General features: G+C 69.0%; 11 protein-coding genes and 4 pseudogenes. 12 read left to right on the forward strand and 3 right to left on the reverse strand.

The window, feature by feature from the left end:
• Positions 1 to 586: 586 nt before the first annotated feature.
• A pseudogene (locus OG871_RS05630) lies at positions 587 to 715 on the reverse strand (family 1 glycosylhydrolase); the annotation flags it as partial.
• A 217-nt stretch (positions 716 to 932) separates the two neighbouring features.
• Positions 933 to 1,460, reverse strand: a complete 528-nt coding sequence (locus tag OG871_RS05635) for an SRPBCC family protein (RefSeq protein ID WP_371494618.1) — start codon at positions 1,458 to 1,460, stop codon at positions 933 to 935.
• 138 nt (positions 1,461 to 1,598) lie between these two features.
• Between OG871_RS05635 and OG871_RS05640 the strand changes: the two genes are divergently transcribed.
• From OG871_RS05640 to OG871_RS05660, 5 genes and pseudogenes are all read left to right on the forward strand, one after another.
• Positions 1,599 to 2,498 (forward strand): helix-turn-helix domain-containing protein, encoded by a 900-nt coding sequence (locus OG871_RS05640; protein ID WP_371494619.1) that lies wholly within the window; start codon positions 1,599 to 1,601, stop codon positions 2,496 to 2,498.
• Positions 2,499 to 2,650: 152 nt separating this feature from the next.
• On the forward strand, positions 2,651 to 3,103 hold the full coding sequence (locus OG871_RS05645; RefSeq protein ID WP_371494621.1) for a hypothetical protein: 453 nt from the start codon (positions 2,651 to 2,653) through the stop codon (positions 3,101 to 3,103).
• 53 nt (positions 3,104 to 3,156) lie between these two features.
• Positions 3,157 to 4,155: pseudogene (locus OG871_RS05650) on the forward strand (IS5 family transposase).
• A gap of 96 nt (positions 4,156 to 4,251) precedes the next feature.
• Positions 4,252 to 5,250: pseudogene (locus tag OG871_RS05655) on the forward strand (IS5 family transposase).
• Positions 5,251 to 5,334: 84 nt separating this feature from the next.
• Positions 5,335 to 5,802 (forward strand): hypothetical protein, encoded by a 468-nt coding sequence (locus OG871_RS05660; RefSeq protein WP_371494623.1) that lies wholly within the window; start codon positions 5,335 to 5,337, stop codon positions 5,800 to 5,802.
• Positions 5,803 to 6,077: 275 nt separating this feature from the next.
• Here OG871_RS05660 and OG871_RS05665 read toward each other — a convergent pair.
• Positions 6,078 to 6,206: pseudogene (locus OG871_RS05665) on the reverse strand (family 1 glycosylhydrolase); the annotation flags it as partial.
• Positions 6,207 to 6,966: 760 nt separating this feature from the next.
• Between OG871_RS05665 and rph the strand changes: the two are divergent.
• From rph to OG871_RS05700, 7 genes are all read left to right on the forward strand, one after another.
• Positions 6,967 to 9,573: a rifamycin-inactivating phosphotransferase gene (gene rph / locus OG871_RS05670; RefSeq protein WP_371494625.1), complete on the forward strand. Its 2,607-nt coding sequence runs from the start codon at positions 6,967 to 6,969 to the stop codon at positions 9,571 to 9,573.
• A 442-nt stretch (positions 9,574 to 10,015) separates the two neighbouring features.
• Positions 10,016 to 10,870 carry an IS5 family transposase gene (locus OG871_RS05675; RefSeq protein ID WP_371493834.1) on the forward strand — a complete coding sequence of 285 codons (855 nt, stop codon included), beginning with the start codon at positions 10,016 to 10,018 and terminating at the stop codon, positions 10,868 to 10,870.
• Positions 10,867 to 11,265: a hypothetical protein gene (locus OG871_RS05680; protein WP_371494538.1), complete on the forward strand. Its 399-nt coding sequence runs from the start codon at positions 10,867 to 10,869 to the stop codon at positions 11,263 to 11,265. Before OG871_RS05675 ends, OG871_RS05680 begins: the two co-directional genes overlap by 4 nt.
• 109 nt (positions 11,266 to 11,374) lie before the next feature.
• Positions 11,375 to 12,262: a LysR family transcriptional regulator gene (locus tag OG871_RS05685; protein ID WP_371494627.1), complete on the forward strand. Its 888-nt coding sequence runs from the start codon at positions 11,375 to 11,377 to the stop codon at positions 12,260 to 12,262.
• Positions 12,263 to 12,512: 250 nt separating this feature from the next.
• Positions 12,513 to 12,893 (forward strand): VOC family protein, encoded by a 381-nt coding sequence (locus OG871_RS05690; RefSeq protein ID WP_371494629.1) that lies wholly within the window; start codon positions 12,513 to 12,515, stop codon positions 12,891 to 12,893.
• A 225-nt stretch (positions 12,894 to 13,118) separates the two neighbouring features.
• Positions 13,119 to 14,660 carry an FAD-dependent oxidoreductase gene (locus tag OG871_RS05695; RefSeq protein ID WP_371494631.1) on the forward strand — a complete coding sequence of 514 codons (1,542 nt, stop codon included), beginning with the start codon at positions 13,119 to 13,121 and terminating at the stop codon, positions 14,658 to 14,660.
• 108 nt (positions 14,661 to 14,768) lie between these two features.
• Positions 14,769 to 15,650, forward strand: coding sequence for a GNAT family N-acetyltransferase (locus tag OG871_RS05700; protein ID WP_371494633.1), 882 nt, complete (start codon positions 14,769 to 14,771; stop codon positions 15,648 to 15,650).
• The last annotated feature ends 9 nt before the right edge of the window (positions 15,651 to 15,659 follow it).

The following is a 15,659-nucleotide window of genomic DNA, read 5'->3' on the forward strand; positions in this document are numbered from 1 at the left end:
GTCGGATCCCACAAGTTGCTGCTGTCGTTCCGATCTCGGACCGTTTGGCACATCGGCTGCGCGCGCGGCGCTAATCACCGACGGCGACTCGAAGCCGTTTCCACCTCCGTCTCACTCCGGGTCAGCCACGAAGCGGGCCAAATCCTCTCATAACTTGACAAATAGGGCTCAATCGCGAGAACGACGCAGCCCTGCTGGTGGCCCTCCCCGGCTGCAGTGCACAGCTGCCGGCGTCCTGCTCCACGAAGCCCTGTCAGCGGGCGTCGAGCGTGACTGGTTCCCGCTCGGTACCAACCGCCTGCCTCCTGCGGTGCTCGGTCTCATCGACCCGGTACAGCAGGAGGGCACGGGTGCCCAGGACTGAGAGCATGACGCTCACCGAGGTCCCCGTCGCGGGCTCGGGTTCGCAAGGCGGCCCGTCCCGCGCAACAGGCCGACGGTTGAACCACTGGCGATGGGCTGTCGACTTGTCGAACACCCTGTCTTTTGCGCAATGTCTGAGGCGCAGCTGCTGCCGGCCGCGTCATTCAGATGGCCTCTCGGTCTTTGCCAAGAGACCGTACATCCCGCAGCAACTGGAGGCCAACTACCCTGGGCGGTGGGCTCGCTGGGTGGCAATCAGGTCGCGGTACCAGACGTAGGACGCCTTCGGGGTGCGGCGCTGGGTGGTGAAGTCGACGTGGACGAGGCCGAACCGCTGGTGGTAGCCCTCAGCCCGTCGAACACCCTGTCACCGTATCTGACACCCGCCGACTGGACCGGCTCCTGGCGCTCCGGGAGGAGCACCGCGGCGTGCGTGACACGCACCGTCGCCGGAGGCAGGACGGTGCCCCGGGTGATGGTGTCGGTCGCGCGGAACCCGGGTGCTGGGGGGTGATCTGCTCGAACGCCGGTAGCGAACTCGGCGGGCGGCATTTCTCCGGCGTGGAAGGTTACCGAGTACGGCTGCCCGCGATCCACTCCGCCAGGGAGAGCAGGGTGGCCTCCGCGCTGTTCGCCATATGGTCCCGCAGGGCATGGAGAGCTTCGGGCGTGTCGCCCAGGACCGGGTCGGCGCGCAGCAGTCGCCAGGTCTGCTGGACGATGCTGCCGGTGCCCTGCTCGTAGAGGTGCCAGTCCCAGCGAACGATGCCTTGCTCGGCTCCGCCGACGACGAACGCGAACGCGGAACCCGGATCGGCCCGCACCACCTCGGAGCGGGTGACCCATTCACGCCCGTCACGACGGTTGCGGCCGCTGAACCATGCGCCGACCCATGGGCCGCCTCCGGGCTCGTAGCTCACGGCGCTGGCGCTCGGGCTCCACGTCTCGATCAGGGACACGTCGCCGATCAGGGGATACACGGAGTCCGGCATCAAGTCGACCCAGCACCGCCTGGTGAAGGTGAAGGGCGTCAGATCCAGGCCGACCAGCGGATTTCGCGGGCCGGCAGCGGTGCTCCGGGACGTTGTGGTGCTCATGGGTTCTCCCGAGGGTGAAGACGACACAGGGGTGATACGACTCATCGTCGGGGCCGGTGCGGGGCGCAGCCAGACCCTGCGGATCCGCACCCCCGCAGGGTGAGGTGCGGCTCGGTGGTGCTGCGCATACTCGGTTCCATGAACAAGCACGGGCAGCTCGCCGACTTCCTCCAGGCACGCCGGAGCCTTCTGCATCCCGAGGACGTCGGGTTGCAGACCTACGGCGAGCGGCGCCGGGTGCCGGGATTGCGGCGGGAGGAGCTGGCGATGCTCGCGGGCATCAGCGCGCCCTACTACGCCCGGCTTGAGCAGGGCCAGTCGCGCAACGCCTCGCGTGAGGTGCTCGATGCCATCGCGACTGCCCTGCGCCTGGACGAGTCCGAGCGGGTACATCTGCACGAGCTCGCCCGTGCGCCGAAGCGGGGCAGAGCCGCACTCCGTCCCCGTCCCGAGTGGGTCACCCCGGCCACCAGCGCGTTGCTGGCAGCTCTCGAAGGCACACCCGCCATCGTCATGGGCCGCCGTAGTGACGTTCTGGCCTGGAACACGCAGGGTCATGCGTTGTTCGCCGGCACCGTCGACCGGGGCAGCCCCGCTGAACCGGGTCGTCGGCCGAACATGGCGAAGCTGGTGTTCCTCGACGCTCACACCCGGGACCTCTATACCGATTGGCCCGCCAAGGCCCGGGCCGTGGTCGGCAACCTGCGCCTCACCGCCGGCCGGCATCCGGAGGATCCTCTGCTGGCTGGGCTCGTCGGTGAGCTGACCATGCGCAGCCCGGAGTTCGCAGCCATGTGGGCCGACCACCGGATCCTGGCCTGCGATGTCGCCGATTACGAGATGCACCACCCCACGGTCGGGACCCTGACCGTGACCCAGCAGACGCTCCAGAGTCCGCAGGGAACCGGGGCGGCCATGGTGATCGCCACGGCCGCCCCGGGGTCCCCCTCCGCGACAACCCTCAGCCTCCTTGCGCAGGCCAGCGGGCCAAGCGAGGCAGTCCTGCCCCGCAGGGGCGCCGAATCCCGTCCCTCCTGACCTGAGAAAGCCCCTCTCCGGGGCCCCTTGCGCAGCCGAGGACGCCCGTACGTCAACGGCGCCGCGTCCGCCTCCGCCTGTCGGGCTTCGCACGCCCCGGCACTCCCCCTGGCTGCGGCATGCCCGTATGCCGGAAAACAGAGAAGGAACCCATGCTCAAGCGAATCAGCCTTGTCGCAACAGCCGCGACGATGGCCGCAGTGGCCCTCCCGGCCGATGCCACCCCGGTAACGCCGAAGCCCCTGAGCCACGTTCGGATTGCCAATCACTTCGACCTGGCCGCGGGCCAGATGCCGGAGAACATCGCCCTGCTGCCCGACGGCACGGCCAACGTGACCTTCGCCGGCAGCCGCCAGATCGCCCAGATCACCCCCGGGGGCAGCACCCGCATCCTGGCGACCCTTCCCGCGCCCGCCGACGGCGGAGCCAGGACCCCTGTCCTCGGATTCCCCCTGACTACTGGCATCGTCCAGGCCGCGGACGGAAGCACGTACGCGCTGTACGCGACCGGCACCGCCGACCTGACGGGCCTGTGGCGGCTGGCCCCCGGCAAGGCACCGGAGCGCATCGCCGCGCTGCCCCCTAGGGCCTGTTTGGAGTCGTGATCAATTGCCCGGTTCGCCCACCATGGGCCGGGCGGGGCTGATAGAACGCTTCCGTGACGCGACGCGAACTGAGGGACAGCGAGTGGGAGTTGGTCGAGCCGTTCCTGCCCATCGGCCGGTATGGCCCGTATCCGCAGCATCTGCGTGAACAGTTCGAGGGCGTCATTTGGAAGTTCCGCAGCGGCGGCCAGTGGCGGGAGATGCCCGAGGAGTTCGGGGCTTGGCAGACGGTCTACGACCGCTTCGCCCAGTGGCGCGACGGCGGCGTGTTCGCCGCGCTGATGGAGGCGATGATCGCCGAGGCCGCCCGCCGCGGACAGGCGGACATGTCGCTAGTCAGCGTGGACTCCACGGTCGCCCGCGCGCACCACGACGCGGCCGGGATGGTGGTGGACCTCGAGGTGCTGGCGGCCCTGGAGGAGGCAGCAGCGGAGGAAAAGGGGCAGCAGAAACCGGGCAAACCGCCCAGGTGACCGTCGAGTCGGCGTCGCTTGAGGCGGATCGCGCCGAGCGCCGACGGCTGCGTCGGCGGCGCCGGGCCCGACTCAAAGCCGCGGAGCTCGGGCGTTCGCGCGGCGGTCTCACCAGCAAGGTCCACCTCGCGGCGGACCGGCGCTGCCGCCCACTGGCCCTTCGTGCTCACGCTGGGACAGGCCGCCGACAGCCCGCGGTTCGTCGCGGTGCTGGAGAAGGTCAAGGTGCGAGGGCCGGTCGGCCGTCCGCGTACCCGGCCCGACGCGGTCGCCGCCGATAAGGCGTACTCCTCGCGGGCCAACCGCGCCTACCTGCGCAGACGCGGGATCAAGGCGGTGATACCGGAGAAGGTTGACCAGGCCGCGAACCGCAAGAAGCGCGGCAGTGCCGGCGGCCGACCCGTCTCCCACGACGCCGAGCTCTACAAGGAGCGGAACACGGTGGAGCGTTGCATCAACAAGATCCGGGCCTGGCGGGGCCTGGCCACCCGGTACGACAAGACTCCCGAGAGCTACATGGCGGGGCTCCAACTGCGCGGATCCATCATCTGGATGCGCAGTCTCGGCCCCGCCTCGTGATCACGACTCCAAACAGGCCCTAGGGCGCGTATCGAGTCTTGATCAATCTGTGGGATTTGCCCTCGCTCCGAGGCCTGATCCGGTAGATCGTCTTGCGTGACGCGAGTGCAACTGACTGACGAAGAGTGGGAGTTCATCGGGCCGTACCTGCCGATTGGTGAGTACGGCCCGTACCCCGAGCGGCTGCGCGAGCAGTTCGAGGGCGTGATCTGGCGGTTCAAGACGGGCGGGCAGTGGCGGGAGATGCCGCAGGAGTTCGGCGCCTGGTCGACCGTCTCCAATCGCTTCCGGCAATGGCGGAACGCCGGCGTGTTCGAGGCCCTGCTGGAGGGCCTGATCGCGGAAGCCGCGAAACGGGGCGTGGTGGACCTGTCCCTGGTCAGCATCGACTCCACCACCGCGCGCGCTCACCACGACGCCGCCGGGATGCACCTGAGCGAGGACGTGCTCACCGCCTTGGAAGAGGCTGCCGCCGAGGAGGAGAAGGCCAGGTCAAAGGGGGCGGCCTCGAAGAACAAACCGGGCGGGGAGCCGAAGCGGACCCCGATCGGGAGGAGCGACGACACATCCGGCGTCGACGAAAGCTGCGACTGAAGGCCGCCCTGCTCGGACGCTCGCGGGGCGGGCAGACCAGCAAGGTTCACGTCGCCGGCGACCGGAAGTGTCGCCCGCTGGCATTCATTCTGACCGCCGGACAGGCCGCCGACAGCCCGCAGTTCATCCCTGTGCTGAAGAAGGTCCGGGTCCGGGGACCGGTCGGTCGTCCACGGACCCGACGCGGTCGCCGGAGACAAGGCCTACTCGTCCCGCGGCAACCGCACCTACCTGCGCAAACGCCGCATCAAGGCGGTCATCCCGGAGAAGAGGGACCAGGCCGCCAACCGGAAGAACAGGGGCTCCAAGGGCGGCCGACCCGTCAGCCACGACGCCGAGCTCTACAAGGAACGGAACACCGTCGAGCGCCTGATCAACAAGCTCAAGGCCTGGCGAGGTATCGCCACCCGGTACGACAAGACCCCGGACAGCTACCTCGCCGGCCTCCAACTGCGCGCCTCGATGATCTGGATCAAGGACCTCACACGGACCACCCCTTGATCAAGACTCGATACGCGCCCTAACGGTCTGCCCAACGGCCTGGCGCTGGACCCGCACAGTGAGCAGCTCTACATCACCGACTCGGTGCTCGGCACCGTATGGACCGTCCCCCTCTCCGGGGGCCGGCCCACCGCCTGGTCGACTGCGTCGGAACTCGCTTCGACCGGCTTCCTCGGAGCCAACGGCGCGAAGGTCCACGACGGCGCGCTCTGGGTGACCAACCTCGACAAGGGCACGCTCGTGCGCATCCCGATCCGTCACGGAAACAGGGCTGGAGTGCCGCAGGTGAGGGCAACCGGACTGGCCGGTATCGACGACTTCGCCTTCACCGGCCGGGGCAACGAGGTGCTCGCCACCCTCAACGCCCCCAACAAGGTCGTGCTCATCCGACCCGACGGCACCAGCACCACCGTTCTGAACACCGACGACGGACTCCAGAACCCCACCTCCATCGCACTGCGTGGCAAGGAGGTGTACGTCCTCAACGCCGCCTACACCACGGGCAAGGACCCAAACCTCCTACTTGCCCGCCTGCCCGGCCACCACCGCTGAGGGTTATCCCGTCGTTGCCCCCCTTTGAAGGATCGAGGCGGGCGCGGACGACTCACACGCCACGTGATCGCGTACGGGACACCCGTCGGCCGAGTCGCAGGGCGGGCCGCCCCCTCGCAACAGGCGACAGTGAACCGCTGGCGACGGGCTGCGGACCTGTCGAACACCCTGTCTTTTGCGCAGTGTCCGGGGCGCAGCTGCGGCGGGCCGCACCATCCGGCTGGCCGCTCGGCCGTTGCCAAGAGGCCAGCCATCCCGCAGCGACTGAGGCTCAACTACTGTGGCCAGGAGGCCCGGTGGGCGGCGATCAGGTCGCGGTACCAGGCGTACGACGCCTTCGGCGTCCGCCGCTGCGTCTCGAAGTCGACGTGCACCAGCCCGAAGCGCTGGTGGTAGCCCTCAGCCCGTCGGACAGACTGTGATCGTATCCGTCGGTGTGGCCGGCAGAGGCCGCCCTGACGGACACGATGGTCAAGCTCGTTCCAGCAACGCGCGCCTCCGTCGCTACGCAGCAGTCCCCGACATCGAGGCGGAGAGTGATGAGCTGGCGAACTCGGCCCAGCAGTCGCGTGGGGTGACGACCTCCCGCGGGATGGCGACGCGTTCGACGGCGTTCGGGCCTTGCCGACAGGGAAAGGAACTCTTGGTTCCGCGGTTGCATCCGTAAGCCGATGGGACATTCGCCCGGGCCAGCGGCGCGTGTCGCCGTAAGCGGCGCGCCGCCGCTCAGCGAGCAGCCTGTCAGTTCCAGCGGACGGCAAAAGCAAAGGCAAAGGCAAAGGCAAGGAGATCCGTCGCTCCTTGCCACTCTTAACGTATAGCGCACCGGGGGGCTTGCGGCAAGACCCCGGTCACGGCGCAGAATCATTGGCCGAGGCCACAACCTGCGGAAATGAGGGCACGACGTGAGGGTCTTGTTGTCGACGCACGGAGGACGCAGTGACGCCGGACGAGTGGTGGGACCGGCGGTGCGGTTGCGGGCGTCCGGGGAGACGTGCGGGGGTACGCGCCGCGCGACCGAGCCAGGCGGCCGGCCGATTCGTCGGAGGGAAGGCAACCGGGGATGAGGACGTGCCCGACAGGCGGTTCGACAGGGTTGGAACCGCCGGCGATGCGATCGGCCAGTGCGGTGCGCCGGGACACGACGGCCTCGGAGGCATCGCGATGACCGAGCAGTACACGCGCGATCTTCAAGAGGTCGACCAGACGCAGGTCGCGATCGTCGGCGGCAAGGGCGCGCACCTGGGCGAGCTGTCCCGGATCGAAGGCATCCGCGTGCCGGCCGGCTTCTGCGTGACGACAGACGCCTTCCGGCGGATCATGGTGGAGGCGCCGTCGATCGACGATCAGCTCGATCGGCTGTCCCGCCTGAACCCGGACGACCGGCAGGCGATCCGCGCGCTCAGCGCGGAGATCCGCCGGACCATCGAGGGGATCGCCGTCCCGGGCGATCTCGCGGCGGCGGTCACCGACGCGCTCGCCCGGCTCGGCGAGCAGGCCGCCTGCGCCGTCCGGTCCAGCGCGACGGCGGAGGACCTGCCGATGGCTTCCTTCGCCGGCCAGCAGGACACGTACCTGAACGTCGTGGGGCCGGCGGCGATCCTCCGGCACGTCAGCCGGTGCTGGGCCTCGCTGTTCACCGAGCGAGCCGTGACCTATCGCCAGCGTAACGGCATCGACCACCGCACGGTCCAGATGGCCGTGGTCGTGCAGCGGATGGTCTTCCCTCATGCGGCGGGCATCCTGTTCACGGCCGACCCCGTCACGGGCAACCGGCAGGTCGCCGCCGTGGACGCCGGCTTCGGCCTCGGCGAGGCTCTGGTCTCCGGTCTCGTGAACCCGGACGTCTTCAAGGTGCGCAACAGCGAAGTGATCGCCAAGGCGATCGCCACCAAACTGCGCGCCGTTCACGCCCTGCCGGCCGGCGGTACGCAGGAGGTGGCGATTGACCTGCAGCGGCAGGAGCAGCCAGCGCTGACTGACGCTCAGGTGGTGCGGCTGGTGCAGCTCGGGCGACGGATCGAGGCGCACTTCGGCCACCCGCAGGACATCGAATGGTGCCTGGTGGACGACGACTTCCGGATCGTCCAGAGCCGGCCGATCACTACGCTGTTCCCCATCCCCCGGGCCGGGGACCAGGAGAATCACGTCTACGTCTCCGTCGGCCATCAGCAGATGATGACCGACCCCATGAAGCCCCTTGGGCTGTCCATGTGGCAGCTGACGGCGATGGTGCCGATGCACGAGGCCGGCGGGAGGTTGTTCGTCGACGTCACCGGGCGCCTGGCCTCGCCCGCGAGCCGCGCCGGCCTGCTGGACCTCGTGGGGAGAGGGGATCCGCTGGTCAGGGACGCGCTGGAGACCGTCCTCGACCGCGACGACTTCGTTCCGTCGCTCCCGGACGCGGGTCCGGCAGGGCACGGGGGTCCGCCGGCCGGCGGCGCGCCCGCTCCGATCGAGACCGATCCGGCCATCGTCACCGAGCTGATCGCGCGCAGCCGGGCATCCCTTGCCGCCCTGCGGCGCGATATCCGGACGAAGACCGGGCCGGCGCTGTTCGACTTCCTGCTGGGCGCCTTCGAGGAGCACAAGCGAGTCCTCAGTGATCCGCTGAACATGCAGGCGATCATGGCGGGGATGGAGGCCACCTGGTGGCTCAACGACACACTGCAGGAGTGGCTGGGCGAGAAGAGCGCGGCCGACACGCTCACGCTGTCCGCCCCCGACAACGTCACGTCGGAAATGGGACTGGCGCTACTCGACGTCGCCGACGTGATCCGCCCGCATCCGGAGGTGGTGGCGTTCCTGCAGGGCGTCCAGGACGAGGGCTTCCTGGACGAGCTGGCGAAGCTCCCGGGCGGAACCGAGGCGCGCGACGCTGTCGAGGCCTACCTCGACCGGTACGGCATGCGCTGCGTCGGCGAGATCGACATCACGAGGCCGCGTTGGCGCGAGCGCCCCAGCACGCTCGTGCCCGTGATCCTCGACAACGTCAGGCTCTTCGCGCCGGGCGCAGCCGAACGGCGCTTCGAGCACGGGCTGCAGGAGGCGCAGAGGAAGGAACGTGACGTGCTGTCACGCTTGCGGGCCCTGCCGGACGGGGAGCGGAAAGCCGACGAGACCAAACGGATGATCGACCGGGTCCGGACCTTCATCGGGTACCGGGAGTACCCGAAGTACAACATCGTCAGCCGCTACTTCGTCTACAAGCAGTCCCTGCTGGAGGAGGCCGAGCGCCTCGTGCAGGCCGACGTTCTCCATGAGCCGGAGGACGTCTTCTACCTCACGTTCCAGGAGTTCCACGACGTCGTGCGCACCAAGCAGGTGGACGGCCGGCTCATCCAGGGGCGCAAGGAAGCGTTCCGGTCGTACGAGGCACTCACACCGCCCCGGGTACTCACCTCGGACGGCGAGGCCGTCGCCGGCGCGTACCGGCGCGACGACGTGCCGGCCGGCGCCCTGATCGGCCTACCGGTCTCCGCCGGGACCATCGAGGGAAGGGCTCGCGTCATCCTCGACATGGCGCAGGCCGATCTCGAAGCGGGCGACATCCTGGTCACGGCCCACACGGACCCCAGCTGGTCACCGCTGTTCGTCGCCATCGCGGGCCTGGTGACGGAGGTGGGCGGCTTGATGACCCATGGCGCGGTGATCGCACGGGAGTACGGCTTGCCGACCGTCGTGGGCGTGGACCAGGCCACCCGGCTGATCCGGGACGGGCAGCGGATCCGCGTGCACGGAACCGACGGGTATGTCGAGATCCTGCATTGACCGACCACACCGAGAAGGCCCCCACCGAGTCGACCGGCCACCCGACGCTCTCCAGCACTTCCCGTGACACCGCCGTCATCCGGCGGAACGGCGTGGGCGAACATGTCCGGCCGGCGCATCTGCGGGCAGCGGTCGGCCGGCGGTGCCGCACCGGACGGGTCAGGCCACCGCGAGGTCCTTCTGCGTACCGTCGCTGCCGAGCGCCACCTGCTGGAAGGGCGCCGGGCTCGTCCAGTGGTCAACCGGCAGCGCCACTGACCAGCGCGGTCGCCGCAGGCGAATCAAGCTCGACCACCCATCGGCTTTGGATGGTGGTCTTCCAGGCGCCGTGTGGTCTTGAGTGGACGTTAAGTCCCTTTTCTTTCGGTTCGTGATCGCTCGTTCGTGTGAACGTCGACCGTACTGGCGTGCCAGCCGGGGTTCGGGTGATGTTCTGCGGCGCATGGACAGACGGGCGTATCCGAGCGACTTATCGGACGAGCAGTGGGCGTTGATCGAGCCGATGATCACGGCCTGGAAGCAGGACCGGGTGGCGCGGTCGGCTACCGGGGATCCGGGGTCCTGCGATCTGCGGGAGATCGTGAACGCGATCTTCTACCAGAACCGGACGGGCTGTCAGTGGCGCTACCTGCCCCATGACCTGCCGTCCTGGTCGGCGGTGTTCTACTACTTCGGCCTGTGGCGCCAGGACGGGCTCGACCAGCGGATCCAGGAACTCCTGCGCTGCCAGGTGAGGGAGCGAGCCCGCCGATTAGAGGACCCGTCCCTCGTGATCATCGACACCCAGTCCGTCCGGGCGGCCGCCGGCGTCCCGAAGACCACGACGGGGCTGGACGCGAACAAGAAGGTGTCGGGGCGCAAGCGGGGACTGGCCGTGGACGTCCTGGGGCTGATCATCGGCGTTGTCGTCCTGGCCGCCTCCGCCCACGACAACGCCGCCGGCACCGCCCTGCTCGACCAGGTCGCCGAGCGGTGCGGGATGCGTCTGGAGAAGGCTCTGGTGGACCAGGGCTTCAAGGACGAGGTCGTCATCCACGGCGCTTTGCTGGATATCGACGTCGAGGTCGTCCGCCGCAACCCGGCCGACCAGGGCAAGGGTTTCGTCCCGCAGCCGAAACGGTGGGTGGTGGAGCAGACGAACGGCACCTTGATGCTGCATCGGCGCCTCGCCCGCGAGTACGACCACCGGCCCGACAACTCCGCCTCACGCGTCTACTGGGCCTCCACCGCGAACATGACCCGCCGCCTCACCACACCGGCCCCGGCCTGGCGCGACACCCTCGGACTGGCGGCGTGAACGTCGCCGAACTCCTGGCAGACCTCCAGAGCCGGCAGGACGAGGCCACCGCCCGGGCCGCAGAACTACGCGCCCGGATCGAAGAGCTCGCCGCCGATCTGACCCAGACCGAAGCGCGGCTCACGGACCTGGCCACCACCCGAAAGATCATCATGGAGGTCACGCCGGCAGGAACCGAATCCGAACCGCCCGAGACGAACACCACCTACCAGGCCATCGTGAACGCCTTCAACCAGCACCCCGCCCACGCATTCCGGGCACGCGAGCTGCACGAACTCCTCGGCATGCCCACCGACGAGGCGTCCGTCAACATCACCCGCAGCCGCCTCGGACGCCTCACTCGCCAAGGCTTCCTCACCCAACCCGGACGCGGCCGCTACCAGAAACGGACTTAACGTCCACTGAGTGTGTCCTGCCCGGCTCGGGGTCTGTTGGCACGTGCGGGCCTGGAATGATAAGTCATGGCGGTCCGCCGTGTGGACGTTATGGGGGAGGTGGGGGCACGTGGAGCTGCGTGACATCGAGATCTTTTTGACCCTGGCCGAGGAACTGCACTTCGGCCGGACTGCGGAGCGTCTGCACGTCTCCGGGGCACGGGTCAGCCAGGCGATCAAGAAGCAGGAGCGCTCCATCGGTGCGGAGCTGTTCGCCCGGGACAGCCGCAACGTCCGGCTGACGCCGCTCGGTGAGCAACTGCGGGATGATCTGCGGGTGGTGCACCAGGGGCTGACGCAGAGTCTGGAGCGGGCTCGGCTGGCCGCCCGGGGCAAGACGGGCACGCTCCGGGTGAGCCTGTTCCCCGCCAACATCCAGGAGCTGCGCCGGTACTTCGACACCTTTCGCGCCCGCCACCCGCAGTGGGAGTTGCGGCTGCGAATGTCGGCCTACGCCGACCCCTTCGCCCAACTGCGCAACGGGGAGGCCGACATCCTGGTCACCTGGCCCGCCGTCTACGAGCCCGACCTGACCGTGGGTCCCACACTCTTCTCCGAGCCGAGAGCTCTGGCTGTGGACCACGAGCATCCGCTCGCGCGGTGGTCCTCGGTGACCCTGGAGGAGATGAGCGACTTCCAGCACGTGAGCGTCAACCCGTCGCCCGACTACTGGATGGACCACTACGTTCCGCAGCACACGCCCCAAGGCCGGTTCATCGACCGGGGCGCCGTCGTGAACAACATCGAGGAGATCTTCATGACGGTGGGCATGCGGGATGCGGTCGCCCTCTTCCCGGTGCATGTGGCCCGCTACTACCCGCGCCCGGACATCGTCTACCTGCCGGTCAAGGGGCTGGAGCTGCTGGCGTACTCGCTGGTGTGGCGGACCGAGTCGGAGAACGAGATGATCCGCTCCTTCGCCCGCGTCGTACGCGACCTGGGGCCGCTGCCCGACTGAGGCGTGCTGGTGAACTGTCCTGCGGCTCGATGACCTACAGCTTTTCGAATGACGCGCGGAGGAAGCGGCGGCGTGGGGCATCGTGCAGGCAAGTCCCTCACCGTCTGCGTTGCAGGCGCCGGTGCTGCGTGAGAGTGGAGATCGTCAACCCTGGGGTTAACGACCGTTGCGGTAGTCGCTGTTGTTCCCCGCACCGCCGCGCCCGAAGCTTGATCCATTCCAACGATCGAGCACGAGAGAGGGATGCGCGATGAACGTCGTGTCCTCCGCGGTGTTCCTGACGGTCACCGATCCCGCCGCCTCCAGCCGGTTCTTCACCACCCACCTGGGATTCCGTGAGGTCGTGGTCGACGAGGACTTCGTGGAGCTCTGCCGTGACGACGCGGCCGTCGACCTCGTCCTGGTGCGGCGCGACCTCGAACAGCACGGGTTAGGCCAAGGGCCGACCGACGTGATCGTGTCGTTCGCGGTCACCGGCATCGCGGCCGAGTACGAGCGGCTGCGGAACGAAGGGGCCGGCATGGCCGTGACCCTGCAGCAGGAGCCATGGGGCGAGCTGGTGGTGCGACTGATCGACCCCAACGGAGTGGTCGTCCAGCTCACCGAATGGGTGCCGCCGGCAGGAAGCTGACTCTCCAGCTGCCCGCCGGCCCCCGTGTCGAGGCGAAGGCGGCCGGCACCGAGTTCCGGACCGTCGGACGGCTCGGCGACGCCGTCGGAGGGCTCGCCCACGGCCCAGGTGCGGGCGATCCCGCGCTCCGGGTTGGCCCGGTGGGCCTCCAAGCATGCGTCGGCCGTCGTCGCGGACCACCAGGCGCTGGGACGCGACCAACAACTACGTAAGGAATGGCTTGTGATGGACGCCGATGTGATCATCGTGGGCGCCGGTCCGACCGGTCTGATGCTGGCCACCGAGCTGCGCCTGGCCGGAGTACGGCCGCTGGTACTGGAACGGCAGCCGCAGCCCCGGGACACGCCGAAGGCCAACGGCATAGGCGGGCAGATCCTGCAACTGCTGCACTACCGAGGCCTGCTGGAGCGATTCCAAGCAGCCAGCACCAACCCCCACCCGGCCCCGATCTTCCCGTTCGGCGGCTTGCACCTGAACTTCACCCACCTCACGGATGCCCCACTCCACGCGCTGCAACTGCCTCAGGCGCGACTGGAGCGTCTGCTGACCGAGCGGGCCACCGAGCTCGGCGCCGGCATCCGCCGCGGCTGCGAGGTGGTGGGCCTCAGTCAGGACGACGACACCGTGACCGCGGAGGTCCGCGGCCCCGACGGGACGCACCAGGTGACCGCCCGCTACGTCGTGGGCTGCGACGGCGCGCACAGCCGGGTCCGTGACCTGGCCGGCATCGGATTCCCCGGCACCACCCACCCGGATGTGAACCGGCTGGGACAGGTCACAATGCACCAGTCGCTGACCCGGCTCGACAACGGCGACCTGGAGGTCCCGGGGCTGGGAGCGATCGCTGCCGGTTACACGCGAACGGACCGCGGTGTGTTCGCCTTCGGATGGCTGACCGACGACGTCATGCTCGTCTCCACGGTCGAGGACGAGCCCGAAGTATCCGACGACGGCACGCCGATGACCCTTGCCGAACTGCAGGACAGCATCCGCCACGTGCTCGGAGCGCACGTGCCCTTGGGCGAGCCGCTTCGGCTGTCACGCTTCATCTTCCAGGCCCGGCAGGCAGAGCGGTACCGCGCCGGACGGATCCTGCTGGCCGGGGACGCCGCTCATCTCTTCCCCGCCACGGGCGCGGCGCTGAACGCCGGCCTGCTCGACACGGTCAATCTCGCCTGGAAGCTGGCCGCCGCCATCCACGGACAGGCGCCGGACGGTCTACTGGACACCTACCACGACGAACGCCACTTCGCCGGCGCACGCACCCTGCTGCAGACCCGCGCCCAGGCGGCACTGCGGCGCGGGCAGGACACTGCCGCCGAAGCGCTGCGGGACGTCTTCCGGGAACTTCTCCTCGACGAGCCGGCGCTGCGCCGGATGGGAGCCCTGGTGGCCGGCGCCGACATCCGCTACCCGATGCCCGGCTCCGACCGGGACGCGTTGACCGGCACATTCGTACCCGACCTCACGCTCCACACCGACCAGGGCACCACCAGCATCGCGGAACTCATGCACGCCGCACGGCCCGTCCTGCTCGATCTGGCCGACCGTCCGGAACTCCGCGAGATCGCCCGGGAGTGGGAGCACCTCGTCGACATCCGCATGGCCAAGACCGATGGCCCGCCTGCCGACGCCCTGCTGATCCGCCCGGACGCCCACGTCGCCTGGGCCGCCAAGCGTGCCGAACCCGCCGACACCGCCGCGCCCGCGCTGCGAGAAGCGCTCTGCCACTGGTTCGGCACAGGACCACGGCAGGACCGGTCCTAGTGCTGCTCTGCGGAAGGTCGTGGAGGAGTACTGATCAGCGCGTCAAATCGCCGAGGTGGAAGCCGCAGACACAGTCCGGTTCATCCCCCTCTCTACGACGGAGACACCTTGTCCATTCGCATCACCGCGCTGACCGACCCCGATGGCGGCCCGTCCAGCCACCGCCTGGCTTGGCTGGCATCCGACACCGACGGAATCCCCGTCGGGTCGGCGTTCCTGCGCCTTTTCACCAGGACCGGGCAGGAGCACCTCGCCGAACTGGACCTCCATGTCCATCCGGCCGAGCGGCGCAACCGCACCGGCTCCAGGCTCCTGGACGCAGCCATCGCCGCCGCACGCCAGGACGGCCGGCGCTGTGTCATCACCCAGGCCGAGGCCGGCTCTCCCGGCGACCGGTTCCTGCCGGCCCAGGGCTTCCGCAGGGTCCTGACCCTGACCTTCACCCGGCTGCCGCTGGCCGAGGCGGACATCACCGCTCTCACCGAGATCACCGAACAGTCACATCCCGGCTATCGGCTGGCGTCATGGGAGGGCACGGTCCCTGACGACCTCGCCGAGACGTTCGTCGCGTCGCGCCACGCCATGGACGACATGCCGATGGGCGGCACCGACTTCGGCACGGTGATCTGGGACCTGGACCGGGTCCGGGCCGCAGCGGCGGCTGTCGAAGAGCGTGGCGACCTGCTGCACACCGTTGTTGCCATCGACGAGTCGGACGACTCGATCGCCGGGTTCACCGAACTGGTCGTCCCCGGCGACGGCAAGGGTGACGGCCAGCACTACGGCACCGGCGTCCTCCCCGAGCATCGCGGGCACGGCCTCGGCCGCTGGATGAAGGCCGCGTCGATCCGAGAGGCCCACCTGCGACACCCGGACCTCCGCGGCCTGCTCACCGACACCGCCGACAGCAATCCGTACATGCGCCACATCAACGACGCGCTCGGCTATGCGCCGACGCACATGACATTCGAGTACCAACTCGATCTCTAGGAACGACGG

The sequence above is a fragment of the Kitasatospora sp. NBC_00374 genome, assembly GCF_041434935.1.
In the GTDB taxonomy this organism is placed as follows: domain Bacteria; phylum Actinomycetota; class Actinomycetes; order Streptomycetales; family Streptomycetaceae; genus Kitasatospora.

What these genes read in the sequence shown, in the direction of transcription:
- OG871_RS05635 (WP_371494618.1), bottom strand. Translation starts at nt 1,460, where the DNA reads ATGAGCACCACAACGTCCCGGAGCACCGCTGCCGGCCCGCGAAATCCG.
- OG871_RS05640 (WP_371494619.1), top strand. Translation starts at nt 1,599, where the DNA reads ATGAACAAGCACGGGCAGCTCGCCGACTTCCTCCAGGCACGCCGGAGC.
- OG871_RS05645 (WP_371494621.1), top strand. Translation starts at nt 2,651, where the DNA reads ATGCTCAAGCGAATCAGCCTTGTCGCAACAGCCGCGACGATGGCCGCA.
- rph (WP_371494625.1), top strand. Translation starts at nt 6,967, where the DNA reads ATGACCGAGCAGTACACGCGCGATCTTCAAGAGGTCGACCAGACGCAG.
- OG871_RS05675 (WP_371493834.1), top strand. Translation starts at nt 10,016, where the DNA reads ATGGACAGACGGGCGTATCCGAGCGACTTATCGGACGAGCAGTGGGCG.
- OG871_RS05690 (WP_371494629.1), top strand. Translation starts at nt 12,513, where the DNA reads ATGAACGTCGTGTCCTCCGCGGTGTTCCTGACGGTCACCGATCCCGCC.
- OG871_RS05695 (WP_371494631.1), top strand. Translation starts at nt 13,119, where the DNA reads ATGGACGCCGATGTGATCATCGTGGGCGCCGGTCCGACCGGTCTGATG.